At 38.1% G+C, this 14204-nt stretch carries 11 protein-coding genes and 2 pseudogenes; 11 read left to right on the top strand and 2 right to left on the bottom strand.

The genetic code is table 11. The features are described from left to right. Positions 1-182: 182 nt before the first annotated feature. The 4 genes and pseudogenes from CMT41_RS19110 to CMT41_RS09375 all read left to right on the top strand — a co-directional run bounded on the left by CMT41_RS19110 (position 183) and on the right by CMT41_RS09375 (position 4920). Positions 183-587, top strand: a complete 405-nt coding sequence (locus tag CMT41_RS19110) for a YecA family protein (RefSeq protein WP_232299939.1) — start codon at positions 183-185, stop codon at positions 585-587. Between the two features lie 383 nt (positions 588-970). Next, entirely contained in the window at positions 971-1438 is a 468-nt protein-coding gene (locus CMT41_RS19105; RefSeq protein ID WP_058027117.1) for a tRNA-uridine aminocarboxypropyltransferase, read from the top strand. Positions 1439-1503: 65 nt separating this feature from the next. Further along, positions 1504-1875, top strand: a complete 372-nt coding sequence (locus CMT41_RS19100; protein WP_058027116.1) for a radical SAM protein — start codon at positions 1504-1506, stop codon at positions 1873-1875. A 525-nt stretch (positions 1876-2400) separates the two neighbouring features. Next, a pseudogene (locus CMT41_RS09375) lies at positions 2401-4920 on the top strand (TonB-dependent receptor plug domain-containing protein). On the opposite strand, the gene CMT41_RS19540 reads toward CMT41_RS09375, so the two are convergent. Next, positions 4904-5092: an Lrp/AsnC ligand binding domain-containing protein gene (locus tag CMT41_RS19540; RefSeq protein ID WP_257721025.1), complete on the bottom strand. Its 189-nt coding sequence runs from the start codon at positions 5090-5092 to the stop codon at positions 4904-4906. The pseudogene CMT41_RS09375 and the gene CMT41_RS19540 sit on opposite strands and share 17 nt — an antisense overlap. Positions 5093-5131: 39 nt before the next feature. Between CMT41_RS19540 and CMT41_RS09370 the strand changes: the two genes are divergently transcribed. The 5 genes from CMT41_RS09370 (at position 5132) to CMT41_RS09350 (ending at position 11288) form a co-directional block, all read left to right on the top strand. Next, positions 5132-6274: an alkaline phosphatase family protein gene (locus CMT41_RS09370; protein WP_058027115.1), complete on the top strand. Its 1143-nt coding sequence runs from the start codon at positions 5132-5134 to the stop codon at positions 6272-6274. Positions 6275-6595: 321 nt separating this feature from the next. Further along, positions 6596-7084: a thiol-disulfide oxidoreductase DCC family protein gene (locus CMT41_RS09365; protein ID WP_058027114.1), complete on the top strand. Its 489-nt coding sequence runs from the start codon at positions 6596-6598 to the stop codon at positions 7082-7084. Between the two features lie 289 nt (positions 7085-7373). Beyond that, the gene (locus CMT41_RS09360; RefSeq protein WP_058027113.1) at positions 7374-9284 is read left to right on the top strand and encodes a DUF3604 domain-containing protein; all 1911 of its coding nucleotides are present in this window, start codon (positions 7374-7376) and stop codon (positions 9282-9284) included. A 143-nt stretch (positions 9285-9427) separates the two neighbouring features. Then, positions 9428-10303 carry a peptidyl-prolyl cis-trans isomerase gene (locus CMT41_RS09355; protein WP_058027112.1) on the top strand — a complete coding sequence of 292 codons (876 nt, stop codon included), beginning with the start codon at positions 9428-9430 and terminating at the stop codon, positions 10301-10303. A 4-nt stretch (positions 10304-10307) separates the two neighbouring features. Further along, entirely contained in the window at positions 10308-11288 is a 981-nt protein-coding gene (locus CMT41_RS09350; RefSeq protein WP_058027111.1) for a HupE/UreJ family protein, read from the top strand. A gap of 732 nt (positions 11289-12020) precedes the next feature. Here CMT41_RS09350 and CMT41_RS09345 read toward each other — a convergent pair. Then, positions 12021-12488, bottom strand: a complete 468-nt coding sequence (locus CMT41_RS09345) for an SRPBCC family protein (protein WP_058027110.1) — start codon at positions 12486-12488, stop codon at positions 12021-12023. Between the two features lie 350 nt (positions 12489-12838). Here CMT41_RS09345 and CMT41_RS09340 point away from each other — a divergent pair. Then, positions 12839-13099, top strand: a pseudogene (locus tag CMT41_RS09340) (transposase); the annotation flags it as partial. 92 nt (positions 13100-13191) lie between these two features. Continuing rightward, positions 13192-14166, top strand: coding sequence for a transposase (locus tag CMT41_RS09335; RefSeq protein ID WP_058027108.1), 975 nt, complete (start codon positions 13192-13194; stop codon positions 14164-14166). Positions 14167-14204 lie beyond the last annotated feature (38 nt).

The raw sequence follows: 14204 nt of genomic DNA, 5'->3' as shown, positions 1-14204 counted from the left end.
GTTCTTCTAAAATGTAATAATAAAAAATGTTGTGAAACTGTCATGTCTGTAGGGAGTGGACATGTAGATGAGTTTCAAGAATATTTAGAAGGAGGTGAATATCATCATGAATATTGAGGTTTTCATGGGGTGTAAATCATTCATTAAGATCTAAAGGGAAAAGAGATTGTTGTATACCTGAATTGGCAGTACTTGATAATTTTAAATCTCAGTTTGTTGCCTTAGGTGATAAAAATGTATTTGATGAAGAGCGATTTAAATATGACGAAGTAAAAGCATGGCATAAGGCTGATGCACGTAAGTTGATTGAGTCTGGCATGATTCAAACAGACTTTAATGTTGTTGATACCTTAAGTGCTTGGGCTGATGATGACTCAGAAGATGAAGAAATCGATAGTCTGGTAAATGAAGATTTTGATGATTTTGCTTCGTTAATGGGGCAAGGCAGTTTATTGGCTAATATGCTTTACGACGAAAATACAATTTTAGAGAACAGTGTGCCCGTTAGTTCGTTACCTACGGCTGGCCGCAACGATCCTTGTCCGTGTGGCAGTGGCAAGAAATATAAGAAGTGTTGCTTAAGGTAGCTCTGTAAATTGGCATTGCTCATTGAGTGTTTATCAGTGAGGCAGCTAAATGGTCAAAGCTACGGTAGTCATAACTACATAGCCAAAGTATGCCTCGAACTTACCTCGTTAGGAATAATATCCTTATGAATAAAATCCGTTAATCGGGAGTTTGGCGGATTTTGGTTTTTTATTATTCGCCGTGTATTTTAGCCACATCTTCTCGCCATATAGTTTATTACCCATTGAATACCAGTATGGTTATGTAGTTAACGTCATCTTCGAAGTCCCTGATCGAAGATCTATTACCTTTTAGAAATGGATCCCCGATTAAAACACCACGGGGATGACGTTCCTAAACCATGTACATAGGCATATAATTGAAAGCGGAACAAACTCTATAAATGAAAATATTTTTACTTACCCATGAACGTGAATTGCATAGAGCAACCAATACTGGCGCTCTTGCTTTAGAAGATGCTAATGAAATTGTGGAGCGTATTCTTTGGCAAAGAGTAAACCCTAATAAAGACCTCGTTAGACTTATAGACAATAATGAGGCGGTATTATTATATTCGAAGGCAGAGTCATCATCGGCAGTATCACCGGTAAAGATTGAAGAATATGACAACATCATTATTATTGATAGTACCTGGCAGGAAGCCAAAAAAATATTCAACCACAGCGCTTATTTAAAAAATGCACCGCAATTCACCTTGAAAACAGTAAATAATTCTTTATACAAACTTAGGGCCAATCAACCTAAAGGAGGTCTATGCACCATTGAATGTATAATCGAAGTTTTAAGACTTAAAGGGCTAAATAAAATGGCAGCAGAATTATCAATAAAATTCGAGCAGTTTAATGGCTAAAAAATCAATAAAAAAATATGCCGGAAGGCAGTTTATAGTTTGAAATAGGCAGACAAAGCTTTAACGTGGAAGTACAAAAGAATATTAGACGTAAGCAAAACAACGCCAAGTCAAAAGAGAATTTATTGTGGTTAAGAGATAATACTTCCGCACATATTCATGCTGATCTTATTTTTGGTTTACCCGGCGAAACCTACGACACCTTTAAAGATAGCTTCAACCAACTGTATCATTGCCGTCCTCATGAAATTCAAATGGGTATTTTGAAACGCTTGCAAGGTAGTCCAATTATTCGACATACCGAAGCATTCGACCTGCGTTTTAATCCATTACCGCCGTTTAATATATTAATAAGTCCTGACAGGGTGAGTTTTACCACCAAGCAACGTATTAACCGCTTTGCCCGTTATTGGGACATGATTGTTGATTCATCATGATTTCTTCGAGATAAAATTAAATCATCTCTAACTTTTTCATCTCTAATTTTGAATAACTTTACTACTATGTTTATCGAATTTTATGGCTGTCATCACTTCAATATTCCCACCTATTACTTTGTAATCTATACGTAATATAAAGCCTTAAATGACTCCAGAGTATTGCAATCTTTTGACTCTTTCAAACATGTTGAACGGTACTGGTGATACGTGAGTTAGCGTATAACTCTGACAATATATTAAGGTCAGTGTTATCAAATATTTCAAAGTATTTTAATACTCCTTTTATCATTTCATCTTTGTGAACCAAGGAAATTAGGTAAATAACTCAGCGGTTAAACAGTTATTAAATTTTCTTTAGTTATAAAAAATCTTCATATAATTTTTTTTTGTTGTTAAGTGTAATATTACTTTAATAAATGTATGTCATATTAGTAAATCCAAATCACCAAATATGTAAGCTGTTGATTCTCCGTAAAATTAAACAAAATCATATAGACTAAAAAATTCATTAAGGTAGTAGAAATGTCGAATAAATTTAAATTTAAAAGCTTAGTTATTGCTATGGGGATGACCTGCGTGGCAATGCCAACCATAGCGGCTGAACAGGTGCAAGAAGATGCCGAAATTGATGAAATTATCGTTGTGGTTGGCTCTCGTGCCGCACCTCGTTCTATTGCTGATTCTCCAGTGCCTGTTGATGTAATTGGCGCTAAGGAGCTAATGGCTAACGGAACATCTGATATGAACTCATTACTCAGAGCGGTAACCCCTTCCTATAATGTCAGCCCCCAAGCCATATCAGATGGTGCCACCGTAGTACGACCAGCTAATTTGCGAGGATTATCTCCAGACTCAACCTTAATTTTAGTGAATGGCAAACGCCGTCATAGAGCCTCGGTCATCACCTTTTCGGGCGGTGGTATTTCCGATGGTGCACAAGGACCTGATGTATCAACTATTCCTGCTATAGCCTTAAAACAGATTGAAATATTACGTGATGGCGCATCCGCTCAATATGGCTCGGATGCTGTCGCGGGTGTGATTAACTTTGTCCTAAAAGATAATGATAGTGGCGGTCAATTTGAATTGAAAGCGGGTCAGTTTTCTGAGGGTGATGGTGAGCAGGTTACTTTGTCCGGTAATTTTGGTTTGGGTTTAAGTGATAACGGTTTTGCTAATTTTAGCTTTGAAGTTAATCAACAAGAGGCTACCAGCAGAAGTACACAACGAAGTGATGCACAAGCGCTCATTGATGCCGGTAATACCTCGGTTGCAGACCCCGCTCAAACATGGGGTTCACCTAAAATTTCAGATGATTTCAAACTGTTTTTAAATACCGGCATTGAGCTAGCTAACGGTGGCGAAGCTTATATGTTTGGTAATTGGTCTGAAAAAACCGTTGAAGGTGGCTTTTTCTTCCGTAATCCACAGACCAAAAGTGGCGTATTTAAAGGGCCAGCTCTTGACGATGGTACACCAACTCTTTTGGTTGCTGATTTAACACCTGGAGCAACTGATAACTCTGCTTGTCCTGTGGTAGTAATTATTAATAATGTGCCAGACGCTGACGCTTTAGCCTCTTTAGAATCGGCTAATTGTTATGCGCATAACCTGCGTTTTCCTGGCGGATTTACACCTTATTTTGGTGGTGAAGTTGTCGATCTTTCTTTAGTAATGGGAACTCGTGGTGAGTTCAGCGATGGTACTAGTTATGATTTCAGTGGTAGTGTTGGCGAGCATTCAACAGAATTCCACATGAGTGATTCAGTTAACTCATCTATGGGAGCCAATACTCCTACTGAATTTACCCCTGGGGCATACGCTCAATTGGAAAAGTCTATTAATGCAGATTTTTCTAAAGAATTAGACTCAGTAATGGGCTTAGATTATTTGGTGGTCTCTTATGGTTTAGAATTCCGCCATGAGACTTTTACCATTACCGCAGGTGATGAAGCATCATGGCAATTAGGCCCTTTAGTTACACAAGGATTTAGTATCGGTTCAAATGGTTTTCCTGGTTTTAAACCTGCGGATGCGGGTGCATCTTCACGCACAAGTAAAGCGGTCTACTTTGATACTGAAGCAAACATTACAGAAGATTTTTTAGCGCAAGTAGCGTTTAGATATGAAGATTTTAGTGATTTCGGTTCATCTTTTAACTGGAAATTAGCGGGTATGTATGACATTAATGAGTCATTCAAAATTCGTACTTCAGTGAGTACTGGTTTTCGCGCTCCGACTATCGGGCAAAATAATGTTCGTGCGGTACAAACTCAAACTGAAAATGGCATATTAGTTGATGTTGCCACATTACCACCCACTCACCCAGTATCAGTTAAGTATGGTGGCATTGCCTTAACACCTGAACAGTCAATAAGTTATTCTTTGGGCATGGTTTATCAACTTGATGAATTTTTTCTAACTGTAGATTATTTTAACATTGAAGTTACCGACAGAATTACGCAAACATCTTAAATTAAAGTAAGTGATGAAGATCGCCAAGAACTTATTGATGCGGGAGTGACTGATGCCATTGGTTTATCAAAAGTTAAATTCTTTACTAATGATTTTGATACCACTACTCAAGGTATCGATGTTGTCGCGAACTATTCGAATGAAATGTTTGGCGGTGATATAAAATATGCTTTAGCTTATAACTGGACAGAGACAACCGTAGACAAATACGGTAAAAATGTTAACCAAACTAAACTTAATCGTTTAGAAAAATCGTTACCTGAGCACAAAGGTTCATTCACGGTAAATTATCAAGCTGATTCATGGTCATTAATGGCCAGAGCTAATTATTTTGGCGAATGGTCACAATTTGATCCCGATATCCCTGGTGATGCTGCGATTCTTTTGGATACTGAATTTGCTTATTACTTTGATAATGGTGCAGGCTTTGCCGTAGGTATTAATAACTTGACCGATGATAATGGTCCTGTTGCTGAAGGCGCTCCTAGTGGACGTTCATATTCATCAACGTCACCATACGGCTTTAATGGTCGCTTTGTTTATGGGAAGGTCACTTATAGTTTCTAATAGATATTAGGCAGTAACTAAAAAGTAAAACCAACACGTATGTGTTGGTTTTGAAATATTTAACATTGCTGTCATTGAAAACTGATTGCGTAAATTCGTCAAAATCCTGCATATCCTTAGCTAATACAATTAAAATAAAATCAGCTTCTCCGGTAACGTAATAACATTGCAAAGATAGAAAATACTTTGCATAAATTAAGAGGTATATAATATGAAATTTTTGGTGCTGCTTTATGCAGTTTTTTTTATCGGGATCTGTAACGCTCAACGTTTAAAGACAGAAAATGTTGTCCTTATCACGCTAGATGGTCTGCGTTGGCAGGAGGTATTTCGTGGTGTCGATGAAGGGCTTCTGAAAAATAAACTTTATACCAAAGGTGTTGATGCACTGAGAAAAAACTTTTGGCATCAAAACCAGGCTAAACGGGCTGAGCTGTTGATGCCCTTTCTGTGGAAGACTATTTCTCATCAAGGAGTGCTCATTGGCAATCGCGATAATGGCAGTTATATGAATGTAACTAACCCCGCAGTGGTGTCCTATCCGGGTTACAGTGAGATTTTTACTGGCTATGTAGATCCGAGTATTGATTCCAACAAAAAAATCTGGAACCCCAATGTTAATGTGCTGGAATGGATAGAAAATCAAGCTGGCTTTGCCGGTAAAGTCTCCGCTTTTGGGTCTTGGAACGCATTGCCCTACATACTAAATACTAAGCGTGCTACTAACTTAACGGTTAACGCGGGTTTTGTGCCGGTGAAGGGCGATCTTTCAAATGTTGAAAAATGGTTGAATCAACAATTGGCAGATACTCTTGGCACCTCGGATAATACACGATTTGATGCGTTTACACAGGGCTATGCAATTGAGCACATCAAAAAGCACAAACCACGCTTCATATACATAGGTTACGGCGATACTGACAACTTTGCTCATGATGGACGTTACGATCTATACTTAAAAGCAGCACACCGAAGCGACCGCTTTATTGCTGAATTATGGGACTTACTGCAACAAGATCCACACTATAAAGATAAGACAACTATGATTATTACTACCGATCACGGCCGTGGTGAGATGCCACAAGCGTCCTGGAAACACCATGGCACAGCCTTGTACATGACGCAAAGTGATAACAAAGAATACACTAAATACCAGAAAACAGGGATAGTGGGCTCAGATCAGATATGGGCAGCAGTGATAGGACCAGACACGCCTAGCAAGGGGTTGATACAAGGTAAAGAACCTTGGCAACAAAATCAGATAGCGGCGACAATTGCATCATTTTTAAACCTAGACTACAACCAGTTTCAGAAAAAAGCGGGCGCACCGATTAAAGCCGTCTTTAATAACTAAAGTAAAATATTCAGTAATACCAATCGGTATAAGACAATGAACGCTAGCGAAAGCTTTTTTATACTGATTGCTCTAAGTAAAGATGACAAGATGTTTACTTGATTGCGGTTTAACTTGGTCAAATTCATCTACTCAAGTTAAACCTACTCAAGTTAAACCGCACACTTTCCTCTTACATTTTTAAACTCAATGAGTGCACTGTCATTCGTTGTAGCATTCTGAGCGGGTCTAATGTGGTTAAAGCTTTTATAAACTGCTTTTAGTTTGATATTACTATTCGAATTGAAAAATGAGTTAAAATGAGATGAACAAGGGGAGCACATGACCATGGTAAAATACCCACCTAACGTTGGCATAAATGATGGTGTGATCCTATTTGATGGTGTCTGTAAACTTTGTAATGCTTGGTGCCAATTTATTATTAAGGTTGATAGACAACAGCGTTTTACATTATGCAGCGTGCAATCACCAGAAGGGCAAAACATATTAAAGCATTTTGGCATGCCAACTAACCATTTCGATACCATGCTACTTGTAGAAGGTAATCATTGTTTTGATAAGAGTGACGCTTTTTTAAATGTCGTGAATAAACTTGGCTTGCCATGGCGTTTATTATACCTATTCAAAATTATTCCCAAGGGTATAAGGAATTGGCTTTATGATCGAATTGCCCTTAATAGATATTATTTATTTGGACAATACGATAGCTGCATGTTGCCAAGTAAAGAAAATGAACATCGGTTTCTTAAAGGTAAAAGTGAAAACAATAGGTCATCTCACCAGCACATTAAGAAGAGCCCGATAATTTGAAAGAGTTAACGGCTTTTTACTTTTTAGCGTTTGTATTTTGAGTATTTGAACAGAAACCGGTTTATAGCGAAAAATCTACAACCTAACGTCCAAATACTGGTTAAATACACAGATATTAAAGCATATATCGAGCTTATGTTAGTTCGTCTTAGGTTGATGTTACACCATCTTGGAATGGTTGACAGGTAAGAAGCAATGTAGGTTTTTGTACTAATTATCAGTTAGATAGTTTATGGTTATCAATCAGTTCTATGTATTAAATTTGTACCACACCTAAATGGAGATTATTGTGAAAATTACTTATTTAAGCTTTATTGTTGGAGCACTATTACTACAAGGTTGTGAGCAACCTAGTAGTAATACCAGCACAAAAGTTGAAACAAAGCCTGTTACAACGACAGCAGAACAACCTAAGAAAGAAACTACAGTCAAATATGCACAAAATGTCTATTTTGGTGATACCCATTTACATACTAACAACTCATTTGATGCCGGTGCTTTTGGCAATACCTTAAGCCCTGATGATGCTTATAAATATGCTCGAGGTGAAAAAATTACTGCTTCTATGGGCTTAGAAACACAGCTAATTAAACCACTCGATTTTTTAGTGGTTTCAGATCACTCTGATAATATGGGCATGATCCCTGATTTATATGCCGGTAAAAAAGAGCTCATTGCCAACCCTCTGGGTAAAGAGCTTTATGAAGGCTTAATGGCAGGCAGAAATCATGAAGTTGCACTTAAATTAATTAAAGGTTTTTCTCAGGGCACACTGCCTGATGTTTTAAATTATGATCCAGAGTCAATAGGCTACAAAGACGCTTGGAATGCAATAATCGATTCCGCTGAGAAATATAATGAGCCGGGTAAATTCACCGCGTTTATTGGTTATGAATGGACATCAATGATCAAAGGCGCCAACATGCATCGTGTTCTTATTTATCGTGACGGTGAAGAAAAAGGTCGTCAAATGGTGCCCTACACCACAACTCCTCCTTATGGTAGCCAAAATCCTCGAGACCTATGGAAGTGGATGCAAACCTACGAAGACAAAACTCAGGGAAATATACTCGCGATTGCTCACAATGGTAATTTATCTAACGGTATTATGTTTCCACTTGATGAACAATATGATGGTACTAAGCTTGATAAAGAATATGTTGAATCACGTGCTCGTTGGGAGCCTTTATACGAAATAACTCAAATGAAAGGTGATGGTGAAACCCATCCAGTTTTATCACCTAATGACGAGTTTGCCGACTTTGAGCAATGGGATGTAGGTAACTTAGATCTTTCTGAGCTTAAAACCAACGAAATGCTGCCAGGTGAATATGGCCGTGAAGCGTTAAAACGAGGTTTAGCCATAGAGAAAAAATTAGGGATCAACCCTTATAAGTTTGGTTTAATTGGCTCAACCGATTCTCACACCAGTTTAGCAACGACTGAAGCGGATAACTTTTTTGGTAAAATGTCTACCTCGGAGCCAGGTAAAGCACGTATGACAGACGCTCTTGTTACTGGTCTTGGCAAGACCATATATTATCGACAAACCATTAATTCAGGTTTAGCGGCAGTTTGGGCAACAGAAAATACTCGCCAAGGTCTTTTTGATGCGATGAAAAGAAAAGAAACCTATGCAACCACAGGTCAACGTATTCAAGTAAGGTTTTTTGCGGGTTGGAATTTCAATGAAAGTGATTTAAACAGCAAAGACTTTGTACAACTTGGTTATGAAAAAGGCGTTCCTATGGGGGCAGATTTACCGAGTAAAGCCGGTGACGCCCCTCAATTTATGGTTGTAGCGATGAAAGACCCTGATGCGGCTAACTTAGATCGTCTACAAGTGGTGAAAGGCTGGTTAGATAGTGAAGGTAATACTCATGAGCGTATTTTTGATGTGGCCTGTAGTGATAACAGGAAAATTGTTGCACGGCGCTGTGACAAAGTTGTTGGTAATACCGTTGATGTTAAAACAGCAACTTATACCAATGATATCGGTGCTGACAGTTTAAAAGCATTGTGGACAGATCCTGAGTTCGATGCCTCACAAAATGCTTTTTATTATGTCCGTGTGCTTGCTATTCCAACACCTCGTTGGACCACTTATGATGCGGTACGTTATAACATTGCAATACCTGATGATATCCCTACTAGCATTCAAGATCGTGCCTATACGGCACCTATTTGGTATAACCACTAAGTATAAAACTTCAAGCTCAAACTACTTTGGGCTGAATACCCTAACCGATGTTGATTTTTTTCTGACACTGTCAGATAAAAACAACATCGGTTTTTCATTTTATCTATTACCCTGTTTTTTATTATTGTTAGGTTACAGCCCCAATGAAAACTGCGTTTAAAAAATTGATTCATGAGCCATTGATTCACTTTCTATTTATTAGCCTTGGTTTTTTCTTTGTTTATGATTTATTAAATCCACAAACTGCTGATGAAAGTAAAATCATAACGATTAGCCAAAACCGTGTTGGTTTGCTAATACAAGGCTTCGAAAAAACATGGACGCGACCACCGACAGCGCAAGAATTAACTAAGATAATTGACGATTATGCCCTTAATGAAATTTATAGCCGCGAAGCAATCGCACTTGGCTTAGGGGAAAATGATGAGGTTATCCGCCGTCGCTTAAGACAAAAAATGGAGTTTATCCTACAAGATATTTCTGCCTTACAACAGCCTACTACTCAAGAGTTAACACAATATTTCCAACAACATAGGATAAATTATCAAGAGGAAGCTCTCTATAGTTTTGAGCAAAAATACCTAAGCACTAATCGCAGCTCCAAGCAACTGAAACAACTTATAGCCAAGCAAAAACAGCGTATATTGACGGGGCAAAATCCTCAAGGTGATACCAGTTTGATAGCGGCAGACTTTGCTAAAATGAGTGTTTATCATATTAATCGACAATTTGGTAAATACTTTAACGAAGTGCTAGATAAGGCGCCTTTAAATCAGTGGGTTGGCCCCGTTAAGTCAGGGCTTGGTTTGCATTTTATTAAAGTATCACAACGTATTGACGGTAAAATTCTGCCCTTAATGCAGGTAAAAGAGCAAGTCATTAAAGATTGGCAACATCAACAAAGCATAGATTTTACTAACAAGTATCAGCAAGAGTTATTGCTACAGTATGATGTTATTGTCGCCAAACAGGTGAGTGACTTATTATCGGTAAATGACTCTTCACCGGTGGAAAAGTAAAGTGATGAAAGCAATAGTCAACTTACTCTTTTTTACCCTATTGTTTATTAGCTTTACCGCGCAAAGCGATAATATGCGACCCGCATCATTAACGATTGAGTCGATTGATGAGACCAACTTTTCTGTTGTTTGGAAAGTCCCTGCAAAAGGCAATAAACGGCTAAAACTTGACCTTATTTTTGATAACAGCGTATCAAGAACAAAGCCAAAACAAGTGAGTTTTTTTAACAATGCTTATATAGAAACTTGGACAATAAACCGAGATGCGGGTCTATTAGGTATTAGCTTTATGATAGCGGGCTTATCTAAAAGCTCTACCGATGTATTAGTACGAATAATTGATAGCAATAATAAAACGGTTACCACAGTATTAAATGCTGATAAACCTAGTTATAGCCTAGCCAAACAAGCGAGCGAGCAAACGACACTTACTTATATTACCCTAGGTATTGAACACATTTTAATTGGCTTTGATCATTTACTTTTTATTACTTGTTTAATATTTATTTCAACGACCAGAAAAAAGCTCTTATTGACTATTACGGGGTTTACCTTAGCGCACTCAGTAACATTAATTATGGCGGCAACGGGCGTTGTTAGTATTGCCATCGTACCTGTTGAGGCTGTTATTGCCTTAAGTATTGTTTTTCTTGCCATAGAAATAGCCAAGAAAAATAAGGCTAGTTTAAGCTTCAAATATCCGGTATTAGTATCCTCAAGTTTTGGTTTATTACATGGTTTTGGCTTTGCTTCAGTGCTCGCTGAAATAGGTCTACCTAAAGACGAAAAAATCATCGCCTTATTGTATTTTAATGTTGGCGTAGAGTTGGGACAGCTTATTTTTATTGCTGCTTTAGCCTTGTTATTTGTACTCACTAAATGGCTTTATCCCCCCCTAAAAGTACAAAACCTGGCACGCATAATTAGTTATTTTTCTGGCTCTATTGCTATGATCTGGCTAATAAATCGCTTAGCCCTGTTTTAACAATTTGATAGCTAGGAAGTTCAGATACAATAAAGTGCATTTTTTATAAAATTAAAGAGCACAAATGCTTGCTCAAAACAGCAAAACAGCTTATTGATTGTCATGTTATAGGTCGGAATAGTTTAAAGTCCCTATGACCTCTTTGTTGGCTTAGTTGCCAGTCAGGCTATTCGACTCATCGGTAAAATTTATCGTCAAACAATACCTGTTTATATCTGTGGGGGAACGTCCGCTATCGGGAAACTGTTAACGAAGTATGGTTGTTCAGCCAGGTCTGCTCTAGATCAAAACATACAGACCTTTTTAGTCTAAATTTTTAAATGTTAACTTCCGCTCTGTGGTAGCTACTGCCCTTAACAACTCACTTTAAAAATTAGTGAATTCCAGATGAAGCAGTTATATTGTTAAGGACTTCTTGGTGCGCATTCCGGGCGTTAGCGGTAGGCAAATCGTTAGGTCTTCTCCTCGCTAAAAGAAGACATTAAGTCGTTAACTTTATTTGATAACTTTTTGGTGCAAGAGTTAGTCTCACTCTTATGTCTACTATCTTCAGGATAGCTGACATTAGTAGTGTTTTTCTATCTCGATTTTGCGCGAAATCGAGATAGAGCGGGTTTCGATTGTCGTGTGACTAAATCAATTCGCAGTACTTTTTCTAATGTATTTCAAATTAGTCATATTTGTTGTTTTATTTAATTTTCATCTGACCCTCATTATCTATAGTTTTACTCCCTATGCACCTACATCGACAATTTCTCCGTTAGCGATATAAGTGTCTAAACCTTTAATGACTTGTTTAAACACCATCTTCATCAAGGGTCTCATTACAAGTAGCCCCATTAAATGACCCAGCATGCCAAACTTTGGCTCAAAACTCATTTCGATCGTAACTGTTGATGAATTTACGCCCGTCGCTTGCACAGACATTACCGTTGAAGCCGATTTCATGGGCATCGACATCTCAGTTAATACCATGGAAATTGACTCGCCTTCTTTCCAACCGGTAACTGTTTCGACAACTGAAGTACCATCGTGAAATTCGCATTTGCGCGCAGAACCTTCACCTGTAGGGTTGTTACTCAAAAGCGGTGAGTGGAGTACTTTCGGGTGCCATTTATGAATACCATCAATTTCCGATATGATTCTCCATACGTTTGAACTACTTGCATTGACTTGATGTGTTCCGCTTACATTAATCATGATTTATTCCTCATTTAAGATTTGGTATGTTCTGAAGTAAATGTTGTATTGGATTTGTGAATACTCTAGTTTTAATCTATTCATATGTTAAATATTTATTGCTAATAGGCTCCATCGGATTTATGAATATTCGAGAGTATCACTACCGGAGTTTTTCAAGGCAGTTGTCGCCTAAATTAATAATCCATATCATAGAGCTAAGCTTATACCCAATACATAACCCCATAAATGATAAACCTTAAATCAAAAAATATAACAAACAAAATATAACAGACACCCACTCAAATGGAAATAATGAGTGACTCGACTATGCTTAAATAATAATCAATAAATTTCCATTGAGAGTTATTATGGCCACGGCAAGAAAACAACAAATAAGCTTAGTTGACACGCCTTATTATCATTGTGTATCTCGTTGTGTTCGGCGGGCATATCTGTGTGGTGAAGATAAACACACCGGGCAAAGTTATGAGCATAGACGTGCTTGGGTCGCCGATAAACTACAGGTATTAAGTGAGGTGTTTGCTATCGATGTCTGTGCTTATGCAGTCATGAGTAATCATACCCATTTGGTATTATTTATTGATGAGCAGCAAGCTAAGTCATGGTCAAGAAAAATATAACAGACACCCACTCAAATGGAAATAATGAGTGACTCTACTATGCTTAAATAACAGTCAATAAATTTCCATTGAGAGTTATTATGGCCACGGCAAGAAAACAACAAATAAGCTTAGTTGACACGCCTTATTATCATTGTGTATCTCGTTGTGTTCGGCGGGCATATCTGTGTGGTGAAGATAAATTTACCGGACAAAGTTATGAACATAGACGTGCTTGGGTCGCCGATAAACTACAGGCATTAAGTGAGGTGTTTTCGATTGATGTCTGTGCGTATGCAGTCATGAGTAATCATACCCATTTGGTATTATTTATTGATGAGCAGCAAGCTAAGTCATGGTCAATGCATGAAGTGATTAGCCGTTGGCATCGGTTATTTAAAGGTACCTTGCTAACCCAGCAATATTTGCGTGGTGAGCCACTCATTGACACGCTACAACAGATTGTAAACGAAACCGCCAAGGTTTATCGTCAGCGCTTGATGGATATCAGTTGGTTTATGCGTATTTTAAATGAAACCATTGCTAAACAAGCCAATCTTGAAGATGGGTGTACCGGCAGGTTTTGGGAAGGACGTTTTAAATCTCAAGCCTTGCTTGATGAAGCCGCGTTAATAGCCTGTATGGCTTATGTTGATTTAAATCCAATTAGAGCTAAGAGTGCTAAAACCCCAGAAACATCAAACTACACCAGCATTCAACGACGGATACAAGCCGCGATTAAAGGGCAACAAGCCCAACAACTACTGCCCTTTATTGGTAACCCAAGAAAGAACATGCCAACAGGTTTACCGTTTGAATTAAGTGACTATATACAATTGCTTGATGTAACTGGCCGCTGTATTCGAGCGGATAAACGCGGTTATATTGACAAAGCCCAACCTGAAATATTAACCCGCTTAGGCATAAGTCACGAAAACTGGTTAGTATTAACCACCCAGTTTAGACAATGTTTCCATGGCGCAGTGGGTAGAGCGAAAGCACTCACGGATTTTTGTGAACATCAACACTTAAAAAAACGCGCAACGGTGTCAATTTGCCAAAAGTTACTTGCTTAATAATCCATATAACTCATCTAGATACATTACTCATTTAG

Origin of the sequence: Colwellia sp. MT41 (assembly GCF_001444365.1) — a bacterium.
Taxonomy (GTDB): domain Bacteria; phylum Pseudomonadota; class Gammaproteobacteria; order Enterobacterales; family Alteromonadaceae; genus Colwellia; species Colwellia marinimaniae.
Note: the sequence above shows the minus strand (reverse complement) of the source record. Positions and strands in the feature narration are given on the sequence as shown.